The following is a 19,517-nucleotide window of genomic DNA, read 5'->3' as shown; positions in this document are numbered from 1 at the left end:
CCCCCGCCGTACTTTCCGGCCGAAGCCTTGCTTTCAGCCCGCACGGGCTAGCCCCCTCTCCCTTCAGGGCGGGGCGTGCAGCCGAGGGCTGGGGAGAGGGGCTCTTCAAGCTCCACAAGCTCCATAACTTCCACAAGCTCCACAGAAGCCATCGAAGCTCCCCCTCACAGCCTCACACCTGACCCGGCCCTCTTCGGAGGCACTCCCTGTACCCCTGGGTCGCTGCGGGCTCACCACTCCCCCCAGCATCCCGGCCCCCTGGTCATGCGCCATTGCCGGCGCGGATTTCAGTACCAGTTCGGATCGGCCTTGAGCTGCTCGTCGAGCAGTTGCTGCATGCCGGCGTCCGGCTCACCCAGCCAGCGGAAGCTGGCGTGGCGGCTGGGCGACTTGTCCGGCGGCAGGTTTTCCGGCACCTGCACGTAGAGCGCGTAGGCATCCTTCTTGTTCCAGCTGAAGGCCACGTAGAGGCGGTTGGCCGCGCAGTCGTGGGCCTTGCACAGCTCGCCCACCAGGTATTTGTCGCCGTCCTCCTCTTCTACCTGCATGGGGGTGGCAGTGCCGTCCAGGTTCATCACCCAGTCGGGCAGCCGTTCTTCCTTCTTCACCAGGTCCTGCCAGGTCTCGCGGTACTGCGGGTCGCTGTCCAGCAGCTCGTTGAGGCGGTAGATGGCGTCGTTGTCGGCCGCCCACCCCTGCCCGGCCGCCAGCAGCGGCAGCGCGAGCAGGAACCGACGCAGCGGGCGCGGCTCAGCCACGGCGCCGCCCGACGAAGAAGGAGATGACGAAGAGCACCAGGAACAGCACGAAGAGAATCTTGGCGATACTGGTCGCGGCGCCGGCGATGCCACCGAAGCCGAGTACCCCGGCGATGATGGCGATGATCAGGAATGTGAGAGCCCAGCTCAGCATGGAATGTCTCCTCTGTCATGGAAAGGCGGTGCGCGCCCCTCAGAACACCCAGCTCACCCGCGAGGTCTGGCGGACCACCGCGGTGCTGGCGGCCTCTTCCGTGATGGCCATTCGTTCGTCCTGCAGCCTCGATGGCTGTCCGAGGAAAGCGCTGGACACAGGTTCCTGCACCGGCGCGGCGGAAGGCTGTGGAGCGACCGGATACCAACGGTCCAGCAGTACGACCACGGCGACGGCCAGCAACAGCAGCCGCCCCAGCGAATCCCCCTTGGCTCCATCAGCGTTCATCGACGTGCTCCTCCCGAAGGACTGGTGATCGGCCGGCGCGGGTGCACCGGGCCTCCCGCAACCTGTCTCGCACGCCGCGTGCCAGGTCGATGACTTTGACTAATCCCTTTTAAAACAACGGCTTGTAAAAATCGGCGGGCCGCCGGCAGCGCGCATCCTGCACGACAGGCCGGTTCCGGCCGTGCGTTTTGCACGGGACCCGGCAGGTCGTTCCCCTTCCCGTCCGCTTTCCTTCGCCAGAGGCGCCGGTGTCCTTCAGAGATGCGTCTAACTTTCATTGCAACTTGCAAGAAATTTCCTGGACTAAAAGACGCATACGCGAAAGGAATTTCCTACTACGAGGCACCCCGAATGGACCCCACTCCGGAGACGCTTGGCCGAATCCTGCTGGTCGACGACGAACCCGCCATCCTGCGCACCTTCCGCTATTGCCTGGAGGACCAGGGCTACAGCGTGGCCACCGCATCCAGCGCGGCCCAGGCCGAGGCCCTGCTGCAACGCCAGGTCTTCGACCTGTGCTTCCTCGACCTGCGCCTGGGCGAGGACAACGGCCTGGACGTGCTGGCCCAGATGCGCCTGCAGGCGCCCTGGATGCGGGTAGTGATCGTCACCGCGCATTCCGCCGTGGACACCGCCGTGGACGCCATGCAGGCCGGCGCCGCCGACTACCTGGTCAAGCCCTGCAGCCCCGAGCAGCTGCGCCTGGCCGCGGCCAAGCAGCTGGAGGTGCGCCAGCTCACCGCGCGCCTGGAGGCCCTGGAGGGCGCCCAGGCCAACCAGGCCGAGCAGCTCGAATCCCACAGCCCGGCGATGACCGCGGTGCTGGAGACCGCGCGCCAGGTGGCCGCCACCGACGCCAACATCCTCATCCTCGGCGAGTCCGGCTCCGGCAAGGGCGAGCTGGCCCGCGCCATCCACGCCTGGAGCAAGCGCGCGAAGAAATCCTGCGTGACCATCAACTGCCCGTCGCTCAACGCCGAGCTGATGGAAAGCGAGCTGTTCGGCCACAACCGCGGGGCCTTCACCGGCGCCAGCGAGAGCACCCAGGGGCGGATCAGCCAGGCCGACGGCGGCACCCTGTTCCTCGACGAGATCGGCGACTTCCCGCTGCCGCTGCAGGCCAAGCTGCTGCGCTTCATCCAGGACAAGGAATACGAGCGCGTCGGCGACCCGGTCACGCGCCGCGCCGACGTGCGCATCCTCGCCGCGACCAACCGCGACCTGGCCGGCATGGTGGCCCAGGGGGCGTTCCGCGAGGACCTGCTCTACCGCCTCAACGTCATCGTCCTCAACCTGCCGCCGCTGCGCGAGCGCGCCGAGGACATCCAGGGCCTGGCCGAGCGCTTCCTCGCCCGCTTCGTCAAGGACTACGGGCGCCCGGCCCGCGGCTTCAGCCCGGCCTCGGCCGCGCTGCTGCGGCAGTACGCCTGGCCGGGCAACGTGCGCGAGCTGCGCAACGTGATCGAGCGCGCCAGCATCATCTGCAACCAGGAACTGGTGGAGCCCGAGCACCTGGGGCTCGGCGAACAGAGCGGCGCCGCCGCCGTGCCGCGGGTCGGCGAGGCGCTGAGCCTGGAGGAACTGGAGAAGGCCCACATCGCCTCGGTGATGGCCAGCGCCCCGACCCTCGACCAGGCGGCGAAGATCCTCGGCATCGACGCCTCCACCCTGTACCGCAAGCGCAAGCAGTACAACCTGTGAAGCGCGCGCTGACTCTGCGCTCGCGGATGTTCCTCAGCATCTCGGCGCTGATCACCCTGGCCCTGATCGGCCTGCTGCTGGGGGTGTTCAGCGTGATGCTGATGGGCCGCGAACAGGAGCGGCTGATCTCGCACAACTTCGCCACCATCGCCAGCAGCCAGCAGTTGCGCCAGTCGCTGGACGACCAGCTGGCCCAGTTGCTCAGCGACAGCCCCGACGCGCAGCGCCTGGCGCGGCTGCGCGAGCAGTTCGACCGCTACCTCGCCGAAGGCCGAGCGAAAGCCGCCAGCGATGTCGAGCGCACCCTCTACGAGCGCATCGACCAGGCCAACCAGGAGTTCCAGGGCCAGGTCAGCTCCTCCGGCAGCAACCGCTGGAGCCTGGTGGTGGAGAGCGACTTCAGCCGCACCTTCACCTCCCTGCACCAGTACCTGCTGGCGCTGCACAACCACGCTATCCAGACCATCAGCGACGCGGAGCGCAGCTCGCGCCGCCACGCCTGGCTGATCGCCAGCCTGCTGGGGCTGGTGGGCGTGGCCATGCTGGTGATCGGCTTCGTCACCGCCCACGGCATCGCCCGCCGCTTCGGCGCCCCCATCGAGGCCCTGGCGCAGGCCGCCGACCGCATCGGCAAGGGCGACTTCGAGGTCAGCCTGCCGGTCTCGCGGGAAGCCGAGATGGCCTCGCTGAGCCGGCGTTTCGGCCTGATGGCCCAGGCCCTGGCCGAGTACAAGGCGACCAACATCGAGGCGGTGCTGGCCAGCCAGCGGCGCCTGCAGGCGGTGCTCGACAGCATCGACGACGGCCTGGTGATCATCGACCGGCGCAGCCGCATCGAGCACGCCAACCCGGTGGCCAGCCGCCAGCTGTTCTCCCGGGCCGACCCCCATGGCCAGCTGCTGGGCGAGCTGATCGACAACCAGGAGCTGCTGCAGGCCACCGGCCTGGTGCTGCAGGGCGAGTCGATGGGCGACGATACGCCCCAGGACCTGCAGGTCGAGATCGGCGGCGAGAACCGTCTGCTGGCCTGGACCCTGGCCCCGGTCACCCACGACGACGGGCGCAACATGGGCGCGGTGCTGGTGCTGCGCGACGTCACCGAGCTGCGCGCTTTCGAGCGGGTGCGCAGCGAATTCGTGCTGCGCGCCTCCCACGAGCTGCGCACCCCGGTCACCGGCCTGCACATGGCCTTCGCCCTGCTGCGCGAACGCTTGGCGCTGCCCGAGGGCAGCCGCGAGCGCGAGCTGGCCGATACCGTCGACGAGGAAATGCAGCGCCTGGTGCGGCTGATCGACGACCTGCTGAACTTCTCCCGCTACCAGGACGGCCAGCAGAAGCTCGACCGCCAGCCCTGCGCGGTGGGCGAGTTGCTGGAACAGGCGCGCCAGCGCTTCCTCGCCCGCGCCCAGGCCCAGGGCATCGGCCTGGGGATAGTGCTGGAGGACCAGTTGCCGGTCCTCAGCGTCGACCGCCTGCGCCTGGAGCGCGTGCTGGACAACCTGCTGGGCAACGCCCTGCGCCACACCCCGAAGGGCGGCAGCGTGCAGCTGCTCGCCCAGCGCCAGAGCCAATGGCTGATGCTGGCGGTGGAGGACTCCGGCGAGGGCATCGCCTACAGCCAGCAGGCGCGCATCTTCGAGCCCTTCGTGCAGGTGGGCCGGCGCAGCGGCGGCGCCGGCCTGGGCCTGGCCCTGTGCAAGGAGATCGTGCAGCTGCACGGCGGGCGCATCGGCGTGCGCTCGCAGCCCGGCCAGGGCACGCGCATCTACATGCTGCTGCCGGTCTGAACCGCCGGCGCGGCCATGGAGGTGGGCACCGCCAGCAGCAGCGCGGCGGTCTCCAGGTCCGGCTCGCCGTCGAAGCGCGCCGGCCGGTAACGCATCTGGAAGGCGGCGATGACGTTGCGCGTCGCCTCGTCCAGTTGGCCATTGAGCGGTACGGCGTAGCCATGCCGCGCCAACTGCTGCTGGAACCAGCCGGGCGCCGGCAGCTGGCCGTTCAGCTCGGCCAGGCGATGCGCCAGGTCGCCGGGCTGCGGCCAGGGGATCAGGCCGGCGTCGGCCAGGCGCTTCCAGGGGAAGGCCGGGCCCGGGTCGACCTTGCGCTGCGGGGCGATGTCGCTGTGCCCGAGGATGTGCTCGGGGGTGATGCCCTGGCGCTTGACGATGTCCTTCAGCAGCAGGATGAGGGCATCGATCTGGCCCTGTGGATAAGGTGTCCACACCCGCCCTTCGGGGGTCTCGCGGTAACCCGGGTTGACCAGCTCGATGCCGATCGAGGTGGAGTTCAGCCAGGTCCGCCCCTGCCACTCGCTCTGCCCGGCGTGCCAGGCGCGGCGGTTCTCGTCCACCAGCTGGTAGATGGTCGGCGGGTTGGCGCCGATCAGGTAGTGGGCGCTGACCTCGCCGCGGGTGAGCAGCTGCAGCGAGCGCGGCAGGTCCGCCGAGGTGTAGTGGATGATGATGTACTGGACACGGCTGTCCTGGTTGCGCGAGGGGTGCTCGCGGTCGATTTCCAGGCCGCCCCGGCCGGCGCAGGCGGCCAGCAGCAGGGTGGCGAACATCAGGCACAGGTGGCGCATGGTGGCTCCACGGTCATCCGACGATGTGCAGCACGCTACGCAGGTTCTGCAGCAGCATGTTGACGCTGAGCATGATCAGCAGCATGCCGGCCAGGCGCTCTACGGCGGTAAGCCCGCGCGGGCCGAGGAAGCGCTGCAGGAAGGAAGCCTGCAGCAGGATCAGCGCGGTGGCGGCCCAGGCCAGGATCACCGCCAGGTACAGCTCCCATAGCGGACCAGTGTAGGTGGTGCGCAGGGTGATCAGCATGGCCAGCGCCGAAGGCCCGGCCACCGCCGGAGTGGCCAGGGGCACCAGCAACGGCTCGCTGTCGGGCATGTCGCCGAGCACGCCCTGGGGCGTGGGGAAGATCAGGCGCATGGCGACCACGAAGAGGATGATGCCGCCGGCGATGCCGGTGGCCTCCCTGGACAGGCCCAGGCCGGTGAGGATGTGCTCGCCCAGGGTGAGGAACAGCAGCAGCAGGCCGAGGGCGAACAGCAGCTCGCGCAGCGCGACCTTGAGCCGGCGTTCGGCCGGCACCGACTTGAGGGCGGCGAGGAACACCGCGATGTTGCCGAAGGGGTCGGTGATCAGGAAGATCAGGACGGCGACGCCGAGCATGTGGATAACTCCAGGAACAGGAACCGGCGCCTGGGCGCCGGGCAGAAAGCCGTCCCTGTGGATGAATCAGCCGGGGACGCGACGGCCGTGGGCGCCTGTACATAACTTCACGGCAGGCGCCGCGCGGGTGTGGATGTCGGTTTATCCACAGCCCCTCAGGACTTCTTGATCTTCTCCGGGCGCTTCCAGCCCTCGATCACCCGCTGCTTGGCGCGGCCGACCGCGAGGGTCTGCGCCGGGACCTCGGCGGTGATGGTGGAACCCGCGCCGGTCGTGGCCCCGGCGCCGATATCCACAGGCGCCACCAGCGAGTTGTTGGAGCCGATGAACACGTCTTCGCCGATCACCGTGCGCCATTTGTTGGCGCCATCGTAGTTGCAGGTGATGGTGCCGGCGCCGATGTTGGTGCGCGCGCCGACCTCGCTGTCGCCCAGGTAGGTCAGGTGGCCGACTTTCACACCCTCGTGCAGGTGGGCGTTCTTCAGCTCGACGAAGTTACCCACATGCACCTGGCTCTCCAGCACGCTGCCGGGGCGCAGGCGGGCGAACGGGCCGACGTCGCTGCCGGGGCCGACGTCGGCGCCTTCCAGGTGGCTGTTGGCCTTGATGATGGCGCCGCGGCGCAGGACGCTGTTGCGGATGGTGCAGTTCGGGCCGATCTGCACTTCGTCCTCGATGTCCACGCGGCCTTCCAGCACCACGTTGACGTCGATCTGCACGTCGCGGCCGGCGTTGACCTCGCCGCGCACGTCGAAGCGCGCCGGGTCCAGCAGGGTCACGCCCTGGGCCATCAGGCGGCGGGCGATGCGCAGCTGGTAGAAGCGCTCCAGCTCGGCCAGCTGCAGGCGGTCGTTGGCGCCCTGCACTTCCATGGCCGCCTGGGGTTGCGCGGTGGCCACGCGCAGGCCGTCGGCCACCGCCATGGCGATGACGTCGGTGAGGTAGTACTCGCCCTGGGCGTTGGCGTTGGACAGCCGGCCCAGCCAGCCTTCCAGGCGCTGGCGCGGCACGCAGAGGATGCCGGTGTTGCCCTCGCGGATGGCGCGCTGCTCGGCGCTTGCGTCCTTCTGTTCGACGATGGCCTTCACCTCGCCGTCCTGGCCGCGGATGATCCGGCCGTAGCCGGTGGGGTCGTCCAGCTCCACGGTGAGCAGCGCCAGCTGCTCGGCGCTGGCCTGCTGCAGCAGGCGTTCGAGGGTCGGCAGCTCGATCAGCGGCACGTCGCCGTAGAGGATCAGCACACGCTCGGCGCTCAGGTAGGGCGCGGCCTGGGCCACGGCGTGGCCGGTGCCCAGCTGTTGTTCCTGGACCACGAAATTCAGGTCATCGGCCTGCAGGCGCTCGCGCACCCGTTCGGCGCCATGCCCGATCACCACGTGGATGCGCTGCGGGGCGAGGCCACGGGCGGTATCGATCACGTGGGCCAGCATGGGTTTGCCGGCGACCGGATGGAGGACTTTCGGCAGGGCCGAGCGCATGCGCGTGCCCTGGCCGGCGGCGAGGATGACGATTTCGAGGGACATGAAGTTGGACCGTCCTGGTAACGCTGGATGTAGAAAAAGAAAAAGGGTAGCCAAGGCTACCCTTTTCCCCTAGGTCGCTAAAGCCCGGGCCCCGGATTCGTCGCCGATCCCGAAGGCCCTGGCCGTTGCGAGCCGGCTCAGCCGCCGAACTTCTTGCGAACCTGCTGGACCGTGCGCAGTTGCGCTGCGGCTTCGGCCAGGCGGGCTGCAGCGGAGCTGTAGTCGAACTCGGCACCTTTGGCGTGCAGAGCCTTCTCAGCTTCCTTCAGTGCGGTCTGAGCGGCCGCTTCGTCGAGGTCGCCCGCGCGGATCACGGTGTCGGCCAGGACCTTCACCATGTTCGGCTGGACTTCGAGGAAACCGCCGGAGATGTAGTACACCTCCTGCTCGCCACCCTGCTTGACCACGCGGATCGGACCCGGCTTGAGCTCGGTGATCAGCGGCGCGTGGCCCGGGGCGATACCCAGATCGCCGAGGGAACCGTGCGCAACGACCATCTCGACCAGACCGGAGAAGATCTCCGCTTCGGCGCTGACGATGTCGCAGTGGACAGTAATAGCCATACCCTTGCCTCACGTAAGCGCCCGTTGCCGGGCGCACGGATTACAGCTTCTTCGCTTTCTCGATGGCTTCTTCGATGCCGCCGACCATGTAGAACGCCTGCTCCGGCAGGTGGTCGTAGTCGCCGTTGAGGATGCCTTTGAAGCCAGCGATGGTGTCCTTCAGGGAGACGTACTTGCCCGGCGAGCCGGTGAAGACTTCTGCCACGAAGAACGGCTGGGACAGGAAGCGCTGGATCTTACGAGCACGGGCCACCAGCAGCTTGTCGGACTCGGACAGTTCGTCCATGCCGAGGATCGCGATGATGTCCTTCAGCTCCTTGTAGCGCTGCAGGATGTACTGCACGCCACGAGCGGTGTCGTAGTGATCCTGGCCGATGACCAGCGGGTCCAGCTGACGGGAGGTGGAGTCCAGCGGGTCCACGGCCGGGTAGATACCCAGCGAGGCGATGTCGCGGGACAGTACCACGGTGGCGTCGAGGTGGGCGAAGGTGGTCGCCGGGCTCGGGTCGGTCAGGTCGTCCGCGGGAACGTAGACGGCCTGGATCGAGGTGATCGAGCCTTGCTTGGTGGAGGTGATGCGCTCTTGCAGCACGCCCATTTCTTCGGCCAGGGTCGGCTGGTAGCCCACTGCGGAAGGCATACGGCCCAGCAGTGCGGATACTTCGGTACCGGCGAGGGTGTAACGGTAGATGTTGTCGATGAACAGCAGTACGTCGCGGCCTTCGTCACGGAACTTCTCGGCCATGGTCAGGCCGGTCAGCGCCACGCGCAGACGGTTGCCCGGCGGCTCGTTCATCTGGCCGTAGACCAGGGCTACCTTGTCGAGAACGTTGGAGTCCTTCATCTCGTGGTAGAAGTCGTTGCCCTCACGGGTACGCTCGCCCACACCAGCGAACACGGAGTAACCGCTGTGCTCGATGGCGATGTTGCGGATCAGCTCCATCATGTTCACGGTCTTGCCGACGCCGGCGCCACCGAACAGGCCTACCTTGCCGCCCTTGGCGAACGGGCAGACCAGGTCGATCACCTTGATGCCGGTTTCCAGCAGCTCGTTGCCGCCAGCCTGGTCAGCGTAGGAGGGAGCCTCGCGGTGGATACCCCAGCGCTCTTCCTCGCCGATGGGGCCGGCTTCGTCGATCGGGTTGCCCAGTACGTCCATGATGCGGCCCAGGGTCGCTTTACCGACCGGGACGGAGATGGCTGCGCCGGTGCTTTCCACGTTCAGGCCACGCTTGAGGCCTTCGGTGGAACCCATCGCAATGGAACGGACCACGCCGTCGCCCAGCTGCTGCTGGACTTCCAGGGTGGTGTCGACGCCCTGAACCTTCAGGGCCTCGTAGATGCTCGGCACGGCATCGCGCGGGAATTCCACGTCGATCACGGCGCCGATGATTTGAACGATACGTCCGCTACTCATGTCTGGTTCCTCTGAATTTTGAACCTGTTCTTACACCGCGGCAGCGCCGCCGACGATTTCCGAGATTTCCTGGGTGATCGCCGCCTGACGCGCCTTGTTGTAGACCAGCTGCAGTTCGCTGATCAGGTCACCGGCGTTGTCGGTAGCGTTCTTCATTGCAATCATCCGGGCCGCCTGCTCACAGGCGTTGTTCTCAACCACCGCCTGGTACACCTGGGATTCCACGTAGCGCACCAGCAGGCCGTCGAGCAGGGCCTTGGCATCGGGCTCGTAGAGGTAGTCCCAGTGGTGTTTCAGGTCTTCGTTGTCCTCGGCCACCAGCGGAACCAGCTGTTCCACGGTCGGCTTCTGGGTCATGGTGTTGACGAACTTGTTGGAAACCACGTACAGGCGATCGATACGCCCGTCCAGGTAGGCATCCAGCATGACCTTGACGCTGCCGATCAGATCGTTGATCGACGGCTCTTCGCCCAGGTGACTGATGGCTGCGACCACGTTGCCGCCATAGTTCTTGAAGAAGGATGCGCCCTTGGCACCGATCACGCACAGGTCGATCTCCGCGCCGGCTTCACGCTGGGCGGACATGTCCTTGACGAGCGCCTTGAACAGGTTGATGTTCAGGCCGCCGGCCAGGCCGCGATCGGAGCTCACCACGATGTAACCGACGCGCTTGACGGGGCGCTCGATCATGAACGGGTGACGGTACTCCGGGTTGGCGTTGGCCAGATGGCCGATCACCTGGCGAATGCGCTCCGCGTAGGGACGGCCGGCCGCCATGCGCATTTGTGCCTTGCGCATCTTGCTCACCGCCACCTTTTCCATGGCATTGGTGATTTTCTGCGTGCTTTTGATGCTCGCAATCTTGCTGCGAATCTCTTTTGCGCCTGCCATTTCACACCTATCGGGTTAGCAGGCGGGGGCCATTACCGGCCCCCGCTGCGGCTTACCAGGTTTGGGTGGCCTTGAACTTCTCGATGCCGGCCTTGATGCCCGCGTCGATTTCGTCGTTGAAGTCACCCTTCTCGTTGATCTTCGCCAGCAGAGCGGCATGCTCGCGCTGGAAGTAAGCGATCAACGCCTGTTCGAAGGCGCCCACCTTGGCGATCTCGACGTCCTGCAGGAAGCCACGCTCGGCGGCATACAGGGACAGCGACATCTCGGCGATGGACATCGGCGCATACTGCTTCTGCTTCATCAGCTCGGTAACGCGCTGACCGTGCTCGAGCTGCTTGCGGGTGGCGTCGTCCAGGTCGGAAGCGAACTGGGCGAAGGCCGCGAGTTCGCGGTACTGCGCCAGTGCGGTACGGATACCGCCGGAGAGCTTCTTGATGATCTTGGTCTGGGCCGCGCCACCCACACGGGATACCGAGATACCGGCGTTGACCGCCGGACGGATGCCCGAGTTGAACATGGAGGTTTCCAGGAAGATCTGACCGTCGGTGATGGAGATCACGTTGGTCGGAACGAACGCGGACACGTCGCCAGCCTGGGTCTCGATGATCGGCAGAGCGGTCAGGGAACCGGTCTTGCCAGTCACGGCGCCATTGGTGAACTTCTCGACGTATTCCTCGGAAACGCGGGAAGCGCGCTCCAGCAGGCGGCTGTGGAGATAGAACACGTCGCCCGGGTAGGCTTCGCGGCCCGGCGGACGGCGCAGCAGCAGGGAGATCTGGCGGTAGGCAACGGCCTGCTTGGACAGGTCGTCGTACACGATCAGGGCGTCTTCGCCGCGGTCGCGGAAGTATTCGCCCATGGTGCAGCCGGAGTACGGCGCCAGGTACTGCAGAGCAGCGGATTCGGAAGCGCTGGCAACCACCACGATGGTGTTGGCCAGGGCGCCGTTCTCTTCCAGCTTGCGCACGACGTTGGCGATGGTCGATTGCTTCTGACCGATGGCCACGTAGACGCAGCGGATGCCGCTGTCTTTCTGGTTGATGATGGCGTCGACGGCCAGGGCGGTCTTGCCGATCTGACGGTCGCCGATGATCAGCTCGCGCTGGCCACGGCCTACCGGGATCATGGCGTCGACCGACTTGTAGCCGGTCTGCACCGGCTGGTCTACCGACTTACGCCAGATCACGCCCGGCGCCACTTTCTCGACGGCGTCGGTCAGCTTGGCATCGATCGGGCCTTTGCCGTCGATCGGGTTGCCCAGCGCGTCGACCACGCGGCCCAGCAGTTCCGGACCGACCGGAACTTCCAGGATGCGGCCGGTGCACTTGGCGTTCATGCCTTCCTTGAGGTCCTGGTATTCACCCAGTACCACGGCGCCGACGGAGTCCTGCTCCAGGTTCAGCGCCATACCGTAGACGCCGCCCGGGAATTCGATCATCTCGCCGTACATGACGTCGGCCAGACCGAAGATGCGCACGATGCCATCGGATACGGAAACGATGGTGCCTTCGTTGCGCGCTTGCGAGGCGACATCGAGTTTCTCGATGCGCCCCTTGATGATTTCACTAATTTCGGAAGGATTGAGTTGCTGCATGCCGCTGCCCCTTCAAACTCAAGATTTCAACGCTTCAGCCAGTTTCGCGATCTTGCCGCGCACCGAGCCATCGATTACCAAGTCACCGGCGCGGATCACCACGCCGCCGATCAGGCTCGCGTCTTCCGACGCATGGAGTCGCACTTCGCGACTGAGCCGGGCGCTGAGAGCCTTGGCGAGTTTGTCCTGCTGTTCCTGGTCCAGGGCGAAGGCGCTCACGACTTCTACCTCGACCAGCTTTTCCTGCTCGGCCTTGAGCTGCTCGAACATCTCGGAGATGGTCGGCAGCAAGTCCAGGCGCTTGTTTTCAGCCACGGTCCGCACGAAGTTCTGGGCCGGAGCGTTGAGCTTGTCGCCACAGACGTCGATCAGGGCATCGGCCTTGGCCGCCGCGGTCAGCTGAGGCTCTTTGAGCAGCTGGCGCACGGTGTCGTCCTGCGACACTGCAGCCAGCACACCCAGAGCAGCGGACCAATCGGCCAATTGCTGATGAGCCTGGGCGTACTCGAAAGCCGCCTTCGCGTAAGGACGAGCCAACGTGGTCAGTTCTGCCATATCGCCCTCGCTCAGATTTCGGCGGCCAGTTGATCAACCAGCTGCTTTTGCGCGTTGGCATCGATCGAAGCACCCAGGATCTTCTCGGCGCCGGACACGGCCAGGGCACCCACTTGGGCACGCAGGGCATCCTTGACGCTGTTCAGTTCCTGTTCGATCTGGGCCTTGGCCTGGGCGATCATGCGATCGCCTTCGGCACGGGCCTGCTCACGGGCTTCATCAACGATCTGATTGGCGCTTTTCTTCGCCTGCTCGATGATTTCGGCCGCCTGAGCCTTGGCCTCGCGCAGTTGCTGGCCCGCTTTCTCGTGGGCCAGTTCCAGGTCACGAGCAGCACGGTTGGCTGCGTCCAGACCGTCGGCGATCTTCTTCTGACGCTCGTGCAGAGCCGCGATGACCGGAGGCCATACGAACTTCATGCAGAAGATGACGAAGATGGCGAACGCAATGGCCTGGCCGATCAGAGTTGCATTAATGTTCACGCCAACACCTCGCTCGTTCGTTGTCAGTCACGAATTTCCGGAATCCGGAAATTACTGGGCTACCTGAGCAATGAACGGGTTAGCGAAGGTGAAGAACAGGGCGATACCAACACCGATCATGGTCACGGCGTCGAGCAGACCGGCGACGATGAACATTTTCACCTGCAGCATCGGAACCATTTCCGGCTGGCGAGCAGCGCCTTCCAGGAATTTACCGCCCAGCAGGCCGAAACCGATGGCGGTACCCAGGGCACCCAGACCGATCAGCAGAGCGACGGCGATAGCAGTGAGTCCAACTACAGTTTCCATTTTTCCTCCCGACTTTCTGTCGTGTTGGTTAAGTTTTGAAGCAAGTTAAGGTGGTGAAACTTCCCTTCCGCCCCCGCCGACGTGGCGGGGAGCGGTCAGAATCTTTGGATCAGTGGCTGTCTTCGTGGGCCATCGACAGGTAGACGATGGTCAGCATCATGAAGATGAAGGCCTGCAGGGTGATGATCAGGATGTGGAACACCGCCCACGCCCAGTTCAGCACCACGCCCATGCCGCCCAGCCAGAGAATGCCGGAGCCGAACATGACGGCGATGAGGATGAAGATCAGCTCGCCAGCGTACATGTTGCCGAACAGACGCAGGGCCAGGGAAACCGGCTTGGCGATCAGGGTGACGAACTCCAGCAGGAAGTTCACCGGGATCAGGATGATCTGCACCAGCATGTTGCTGCTGTGGAACGGGTGCAGGGTCAGCTCGCCGAGGAAGCCGCCGATGCCCTTGACCTTGATGCTGTAGAAGATGATCAGGGCGAACACCGCGATGGACATGCCGAAGGTGGCGTTCGGGTCGGTGGTGGCCACGGCGCGGAAGAACAGGTGCTCGTTGCCGGTGATCTTCGCGGCGGCCAGCGGCAGGAAGTCCACCGGCACCAGGTCGATCAGGTTCATCAGGAAGATCCACACGAACACGGTCAGCGCCAGCGGTGCGATCAGCGGGTTACGGCCGTGGAAGGTGTCCTTCACGCTGCCGTCGACGAACTCGACCATGACTTCGACGAAGTTCTGCAGGCCGCCCGGAATACCGCTGGTGGCCTTCTTGGCCGCCATGCGGAAGATCAGGATGAACACCAGGCCGAGGAATACCGACCAGCCCAGGGTGTCGATGTGGAATGCCCAAAAGCCCATTTCCTTGGCTTGTTCGGCTGTGTGGGCGAACCCCCAGCCACCTTCCGGCAGACGACCGAAGGTCAGGTTCTGCAAGTGGTGCTGGATGTAACCCGAAGCGCTTTCTGCTGCCATGTTTGCCTCAATCGCTCTAAGGTCTTGTAAATGTGTGTCCCATCAGCAGGGGTGCGCACCAACTGACCATCAGGGTCAGCAGGTAGAGGCCGAACAGAGCCAGGGGCTCCAGCGGCTTCACGCCTGCGAACGCCAGTGCGAAGAGCACTGCCGTCAAAACCAGCTTCCCGGCCTCGCCCGCATAGAAGGAGCGGACGATCATCTGAGCCGAGCGCGCTCCGCTGTAGCGGAACGCCTTGTATGCGAAATAAACGTTCGGCAGCCAGGCGATCAGTCCGCCGAGCAGACCAGAATAGCCGGCAACCACGCCCCGGGAGAAAAACAGGACGGCAGCCCCCAGAAGCACCACGGCCAGCTGGACGAGCAACAGGCGCAAGGCCGGTTGGCGATGGAAGGGCAGGCGGTTCGGCTTGCTGGGTTCCATCTGTCTCAAAGTCCTCTGGCGTCGGCTTCGCAAATCAACAACTTGGCATACTTTGTGCCGACAAAATTGCGCGCAGAGTATAGGGGGCCGGGCATACCCATTCAACAGCCGGGTAGTGATTTCCGACTATCGCTACACAGACGATGGTCTTAGCGGATGTGGGCCAGAACCCCTTGCAACTCGTCCAGCGAGTTGTAGCGGATCACCAGTTGCCCCTTGCCCTTCTGGCCGTGGCGAATCTGCACCGGAGCGCCCAGGCGCTCGGCCAGGCGCTGTTCCAGGCGGCTGATGTCGGGGTCGGACTTGACCACCTTGGCAGGTTCGCCGGGGGCGTTGAGCCAGTGGCGCACCAGTGCCTCGGTCTGGCGCACGGTGAGGCCGCGTGCGACAACATGTCGCGCACCTTCCACCTGCCGCGCCTCGGGCAGACCGAGCAGCGCGCGGGCATGGCCCATCTCCAGGTCGCCGTGGGAAAGCAGCGTCTTGATCTCCTCGGGCAGGGCGATCAGGCGCAGCAGGTTGGCCACGCTGACGCGGGACTTGCCGACGGCGTCGGCGACCTGTTGCTGGGTCAGCTGGAACTCCTGCTGCAGGCGTTGCAGCGCGACGGCTTCCTCGAGGGGGTTGAGGTCCTCGCGCTGGATGTTCTCGATCAGCGCCATGGCGATGGCGGCTTCGTCCGGCACCTCGCGCACCAGCGCCGGGATGGTGTCCAGGCCGGCCTGCTGGGTGGCGCGCCAGCGGCGCTCGCCGGCGATGATCTCGTAGCGGCCCTTGTCGACGGGGCGCACCACGATGGGCTGCATCACCCCCTGGGCCTTGATGGACAGGGCCAGCTCTTCCAGAGCCTGGGGGTCCATGTCGCGGCGCGGCTGGTACTTGCCGCGCTGGATCAGGTCCAGCGGCAGGTGCTGCAGTTCCTTGCGGTCCGCCTGGACGGCCTCTTCCTGCAGGGTGGCGGCGCTGGAGCCACTGAGCAGGGCATCCAGCCCGCGTCCGAGACCTCGTTTCTTAACGGCCATGCGGGTTCCTTAATGGGTCATGCGGTGGCGGCTTTGCGGGCGGCGCGCTGTCGGCGCGAGAGTTCGCCGGCCAGCGCCAGGTAGGCCATGGCCCCGCGCGATTGCTTGTCGTAGACCAGCGCCGGCATGCCGAAGCTGGGTGCCTCGGCCAGTCGCACGTTGCGCGGGATCACGGTGGTGTAGAGCTTGTCGCCGAAGTGTTCCTGCAGCTGCGCGCTGACGTCGTTGGTCAGGCTGATGCGCGGATCGTACATGGTCCGCAGCAGGCCCTCGATGTTCAGCGTCGGATTCAGACGCTCGGCGATGCGCTGGATGCTGTTCATCAGGTCGGTCAGGCCTTCCAGCGCGTAGTACTCGCACTGCATGGGGATGATCACGCCGTCGGCGGCGGACAGGGCGTTGACCGTGAGCATCGACAGCGACGGCGGGCAGTCGATGAGGATGTAGTCGTAGTTCTCGCGCACCGGGGCCAGGGCCTGGCGCAGGCGGTGCTCCTTCATGTCCATCTCCAGCAGCACCACTTCCGCGGCGGTGAGGTCGCGGTTGGCCGGGAGGATCTGGTAGCCGCCGTGCTCGGAGAACTGCATGGCCTGGGCCAGGTCGGCCTCGCCGGTGAGCACGTCGTAGATGGAGTACTCCAGGGACAACTTATCCACACCACTGCCGGTGGTGGCGTTGCCCTGTGGATCGAGGTCGATCAGCAGCACGCGGCGCTTGGTGGCGACCAGCGAGGCGGCAAGGTTGATGCAGGTGGTGGTCTTGCCGACACCGCCCTTCTGGTTGGCGATCGCGAATACCTTAGCCATGGTTGTCCCCCGTCCCCGTCATGCTCCGGCGCAGTATCAGCAGATGCCGCTGGCCTTGGCAACCCGGCACGCTGAGGGCGTGCTCGGCTTCGACCCGGAAATCTTCCGGGAGTGCCGTCAGCTCCTGCGCCGGGTGCACGCCTTTCATCGCCAGCCAGCGGGTCTCGCCGTCGCCGAGGTGGCGGGTCCAGTTGCAGAAGTCTTCCAGGCTGCTGAAGGCCCGGGAGACGATGCCGTTGAATGCCCGGTCCGGCTGGTAGGCCTCGACCCGGCTGTGGATAACTTCCAGGTTGTGCAGTTTCAGTTCCAGCTTCACCTGGGTGAGGAAGCGGGTCTTCTTGCCGTTGCTGTCGAGCAGCGTCAGGCGCTTGCCCGGGAACAGGATGGCCAGCGGGATGCCGGGCATGCCGCCGCCGCTGCCGACGTCCAGCCAGCGCTCGCCGCCGGCGGCGAGGAAGTGCGGGACGACGCTGAGGCTGTCGAGCAGGTGGCGCGAGACCATCTCGTCGATGTCGCGCACCGCGGTGAGGTTGTAGGCCTTGTTCCACTTCGCCAGCAGGGCGAGGTAGGCGAGCAGGCCCTGGCGGCCGGCTTCGTCGAGTTCGACGCCGAGCGCCGCGGCGCCACGCACGAGCTCGTCGGCGTGGGCTTGGGTGACCTGGGACATCAGGCGCTCTGCTCCAGTTGGCGGCCGCTGGCGCGCTTCTTCAGGTGGATCAGCAGCAGCGAGATGGCCGCCGGGGTGACACCGGGGATGCGCCCGGCCTGGCCGAGTGTCTCGGGGCGGGCCTGGCCGAGCTTGTTCTGGATCTCCTTGGACAGCCCGGAGATGCCCGTGTAGTCGATATCCACAGGCAGGCGGGTGTCCTCGCTGGCGCGCAGGCGGGCGATCTCTTCCTGCTGGCGGTCGATGTAGCCGGCGTACTTGGTGCGGATCTCCACCTGCTCGGCGACCTGCGGGTCCTCGGCACCGGTGCCGGTCACTTCGGCCAGGCTGGCGTAGTCGATTTCCGGGCGGGCCAGCAGGTTGAGCAGGTTGTACTCGTGGGCCAGCGGGGTGCCGAAGCGCTCGGCGATGGCGTCGCCCTGCGGGGTGTTCGGCCGTACCCAGGTGCTTTTCAGGCGCTGTTCCTCGCGCTCGATGCCTTCGCGCTTGGCCTCGAAGGCCGCCCAGCGGCGGTCGTCGACCAGGCCCAGCTCGCGGCCCTTCTCGGTCAGGCGCAGGTCGGCGTTGTCCTCGCGCAGGATCAGCCGGTATTCGGCGCGCGAAGTGAACATGCGGTACGGCTCCTGGGTGCCCAGGGTGATCAGGTCGTCGACCAGCACGCCGATGTACGCCTCGTCGCGGCGCGGGCACCAGGCCTCGCGGCCCTGGGCGCGCAGCGCGGCGTTGGCGCCGGCGAGCAGGCCCTGGGCGCCGGCCTCTTCGTAACCGGTGGTGCCGTTGATCTGGCCGGCGAAGAACAGGCCGCCGATGACTTTCGTCTCCAGGCTGTACTTCAGGTCGCGCGGGTCGAAGTAGTCGTACTCGATGGCGTAGCCCGGGCGCACGATGTGGGCGTTCTCCATGCCGCGGATGGAACGCACGATCTGCAGCTGCACGTCGAACGGCAGCGAGGTGGAGATGCCGTTGGGGTACAGCTCGTGGGTGGTCAGGCCTTCCGGTTCGAGGAATACCTGGTGGCTGTCCTTGTCGGCGAAGCGATGGATCTTGTCTTCGATCGACGGGCAGTAGCGCGGGCCGATGCCCTCGATGACGCCGGAGTACATCGGCGAGCGGTCGAGGTTGGCGGCGATGATCTCGTGGGTGCGCGCGTTGGTGTGGGTGATCCAGCAGCTGACCTGGGCCGGGTGCTCTTCCTTGCTGCCGAGGAAGGACATCACCGGGATCGGGGTGTCGCCGGGCTGCTCGGTCATCACCGAGAAGTCCACGCTGCGGCCGTCGATGCGCGGCGGCGTGCCGGTCTTCAGGCGGCCGACGCGCAGCGGCAGTTCGCGCAGGCGCCTGGCCAGGGCGATGGCCGGCGGATCACCGGCGCGGCCGCCGGAGTAGTTCTGCAGGCCGATGTGGATAAGTCCGCCGAGGAAGGTGCCGGCGGTCAGCACCACCTGGTCCGCGTGGAATTTCAGACCCATCTGAGTCACCACGCCGCGCACCTGGTCCTGCTCGACGATCAGGTCGTCGCAGGCCTGCTGGAATATCCACAGGTTCGCCTGGTTCTCCAGGATCTCGCGCACCGCGGCCTTGTACAGCACGCGGTCGGCCTGGGCGCGGGTGGCGCGCACGGCTGGGCCCTTGCGGCTGTTGAGCACGCGGAACTGGATGCCGCCCTTGTCGGTGGCGTGCGCCATGGCGCCGCCCAGGGCATCGATTTCCTTGACCAGGTGGCTCTTGCCGATACCGCCGATGGCCGGGTTGCAGCTCATCTGGCCCAGGGTTTCCACATTGTGGGTGAGCAGCAGGGTCTTCACGCCCATGCGTGCGGCCGCCAGCGCGGCCTCCGTGCCGGCATGGCCACCGCCGATCACTATCACGTCAAAACGGGAAGGGAAATCCACCACGCACCTCGTGCCTGTCGATCAGGGAAAGAAAAAGAGAGCCGCACAGTATAGGGGCTTAGCCCTGCCGATTGAAGGGACCTGTATGAAAAGTAGCCAATCGGCATTTCGTGCGTCACACGAGGGAGTGCTTCATTCACAAAAATAAAGAGAGAGGGAATTTTTAAATCTTTTTAGAGCTAGTGATTATGTTTGGTGTGGACAATTTTTGTGGATAAGTGCTTCGAGGCCTTCTGGAGCGAGATTTACAGCGAAGGATAAACCTGTGCCGAAGGTGTCCGGAAGCAGGGCACTTCCGGTTGAACAC

At 65.8% G+C, this 19,517-nt stretch carries 21 protein-coding genes; 2 read left to right on the top strand and 19 right to left on the bottom strand.

Annotated features, from left to right (window positions below; genetic code table 11):
* Nucleotides 1–287: 287 nt before the first annotated feature.
* Genes RN02_RS07605 through RN02_RS07595 form a run of 3 tightly spaced genes read right to left on the bottom strand, consistent with a single transcriptional unit; the run spans nt 288 to nt 1,200 of the window.
* Nucleotides 288–758 (bottom strand): inhibitor of vertebrate lysozyme family protein, encoded by a 471-nt coding sequence (locus RN02_RS07605; RefSeq protein ID WP_009614389.1) that lies wholly within the window; start codon nt 756–758, stop codon nt 288–290.
* Complete coding sequence (locus RN02_RS32170; RefSeq protein ID WP_009614390.1) at nt 751–912, bottom strand: DUF1328 domain-containing protein; 162 nt, start codon at nt 910–912, stop codon at nt 751–753. The genes RN02_RS07605 and RN02_RS32170 overlap by 8 nt, the downstream gene beginning before the upstream one ends.
* Nucleotides 913–951: 39 nt before the next feature.
* Nucleotides 952–1,200 (bottom strand): hypothetical protein, encoded by a 249-nt coding sequence (locus RN02_RS07595; RefSeq protein WP_009614391.1) that lies wholly within the window; start codon nt 1,198–1,200, stop codon nt 952–954.
* Nucleotides 1,201–1,551: 351 nt separating this feature from the next.
* On the opposite strand from RN02_RS07595, the gene algB reads away from it, so the two are divergent.
* Nucleotides 1,552–2,901, top strand: a complete 1,350-nt coding sequence (gene algB / locus RN02_RS07590; RefSeq protein ID WP_043270162.1) for a sigma-54-dependent response regulator transcription factor AlgB — start codon at nt 1,552–1,554, stop codon at nt 2,899–2,901.
* 26 nt (nt 2,902–2,927) lie between these two features.
* On the top strand, nt 2,928–4,688 hold the full coding sequence (locus RN02_RS07585; protein WP_236695164.1) for an ATP-binding protein: 1,761 nt from the start codon (nt 2,928–2,930) through the stop codon (nt 4,686–4,688).
* Here RN02_RS07585 and RN02_RS07580 read toward each other — a convergent pair.
* From RN02_RS07580 to mnmG, 16 genes are all read right to left on the bottom strand, one after another.
* Nucleotides 4,667–5,482 (bottom strand): N-acetylmuramoyl-L-alanine amidase, encoded by an 816-nt coding sequence (locus RN02_RS07580; protein WP_043313949.1) that lies wholly within the window; start codon nt 5,480–5,482, stop codon nt 4,667–4,669. The genes RN02_RS07585 and RN02_RS07580 overlap by 22 nt on opposite strands.
* A 13-nt stretch (nt 5,483–5,495) precedes the next feature.
* Nucleotides 5,496–6,089, bottom strand: a complete 594-nt coding sequence (locus RN02_RS07575) for a MarC family protein (RefSeq protein ID WP_024128857.1) — start codon at nt 6,087–6,089, stop codon at nt 5,496–5,498.
* Nucleotides 6,090–6,238: 149 nt separating this feature from the next.
* Entirely contained in the window at nt 6,239–7,606 is a 1,368-nt protein-coding gene (gene glmU / locus RN02_RS07570) for a bifunctional UDP-N-acetylglucosamine diphosphorylase/glucosamine-1-phosphate N-acetyltransferase GlmU (protein ID WP_043270156.1), read from the bottom strand.
* 137 nt (nt 7,607–7,743) lie between these two features.
* Entirely contained in the window at nt 7,744–8,169 is a 426-nt protein-coding gene (locus tag RN02_RS07565) for a F0F1 ATP synthase subunit epsilon (protein ID WP_009614398.1), read from the bottom strand.
* 40 nt (nt 8,170–8,209) lie between these two features.
* Entirely contained in the window at nt 8,210–9,586 is a 1,377-nt protein-coding gene (atpD, locus tag RN02_RS07560; RefSeq protein WP_009614399.1) for a F0F1 ATP synthase subunit beta, read from the bottom strand.
* A gap of 30 nt (nt 9,587–9,616) precedes the next feature.
* On the bottom strand, nt 9,617–10,477 hold the full coding sequence (gene atpG, locus RN02_RS07555) for a F0F1 ATP synthase subunit gamma (RefSeq protein ID WP_009614400.1): 861 nt from the start codon (nt 10,475–10,477) through the stop codon (nt 9,617–9,619).
* Nucleotides 10,478–10,529: 52 nt separating this feature from the next.
* Entirely contained in the window at nt 10,530–12,074 is a 1,545-nt protein-coding gene (atpA, locus tag RN02_RS07550) for a F0F1 ATP synthase subunit alpha (RefSeq protein WP_043270154.1), read from the bottom strand.
* 18 nt (nt 12,075–12,092) lie between these two features.
* On the bottom strand, nt 12,093–12,629 hold the full coding sequence (locus RN02_RS07545) for a F0F1 ATP synthase subunit delta (RefSeq protein ID WP_009614408.1): 537 nt from the start codon (nt 12,627–12,629) through the stop codon (nt 12,093–12,095).
* A gap of 11 nt (nt 12,630–12,640) precedes the next feature.
* Entirely contained in the window at nt 12,641–13,111 is a 471-nt protein-coding gene (locus RN02_RS07540; RefSeq protein WP_009614410.1) for a F0F1 ATP synthase subunit B, read from the bottom strand.
* A gap of 51 nt (nt 13,112–13,162) precedes the next feature.
* On the bottom strand, nt 13,163–13,420 hold the full coding sequence (gene atpE / locus RN02_RS07535) for a F0F1 ATP synthase subunit C (protein WP_003457994.1): 258 nt from the start codon (nt 13,418–13,420) through the stop codon (nt 13,163–13,165).
* 109 nt (nt 13,421–13,529) lie between these two features.
* The gene (gene atpB / locus RN02_RS07530; protein ID WP_009614414.1) at nt 13,530–14,399 is read right to left on the bottom strand and encodes a F0F1 ATP synthase subunit A; all 870 of its coding nucleotides are present in this window, start codon (nt 14,397–14,399) and stop codon (nt 13,530–13,532) included.
* A 16-nt stretch (nt 14,400–14,415) separates the two neighbouring features.
* On the bottom strand, nt 14,416–14,823 hold the full coding sequence (locus RN02_RS07525) for a F0F1 ATP synthase subunit I (RefSeq protein WP_009614423.1): 408 nt from the start codon (nt 14,821–14,823) through the stop codon (nt 14,416–14,418).
* Between the two features lie 149 nt (nt 14,824–14,972).
* Nucleotides 14,973–15,845 carry a ParB/RepB/Spo0J family partition protein gene (locus RN02_RS07520; protein ID WP_043313946.1) on the bottom strand — a complete coding sequence of 291 codons (873 nt, stop codon included), beginning with the start codon at nt 15,843–15,845 and terminating at the stop codon, nt 14,973–14,975.
* Nucleotides 15,846–15,862: 17 nt separating this feature from the next.
* Complete coding sequence (locus tag RN02_RS07515) at nt 15,863–16,651, bottom strand: ParA family protein (protein WP_009614427.1); 789 nt, start codon at nt 16,649–16,651, stop codon at nt 15,863–15,865.
* Entirely contained in the window at nt 16,644–17,318 is a 675-nt protein-coding gene (gene rsmG, locus RN02_RS07510; protein WP_043313943.1) for a 16S rRNA (guanine(527)-N(7))-methyltransferase RsmG, read from the bottom strand. The genes RN02_RS07515 and rsmG overlap by 8 nt, the downstream gene beginning before the upstream one ends.
* A complete protein-coding gene (mnmG, locus tag RN02_RS07505; protein ID WP_043313942.1) occupies nt 17,318–19,210 on the bottom strand; it encodes a tRNA uridine-5-carboxymethylaminomethyl(34) synthesis enzyme MnmG in 1,893 nt (630 codons plus the stop codon). Before mnmG ends, rsmG begins: the two co-directional genes overlap by 1 nt.
* Nucleotides 19,211–19,517: the final 307 nt, after the last annotated feature.

Origin of the sequence: Pseudomonas sp. PI1 (assembly GCF_000812405.1) — a bacterium.
In the GTDB taxonomy this organism is placed as follows: Bacteria; Pseudomonadota; Gammaproteobacteria; order Pseudomonadales; family Pseudomonadaceae; genus Pseudomonas; species Pseudomonas citronellolis.
Note: the sequence above shows the minus strand (reverse complement) of the source record. Positions and strands in the feature narration are given on the sequence as shown.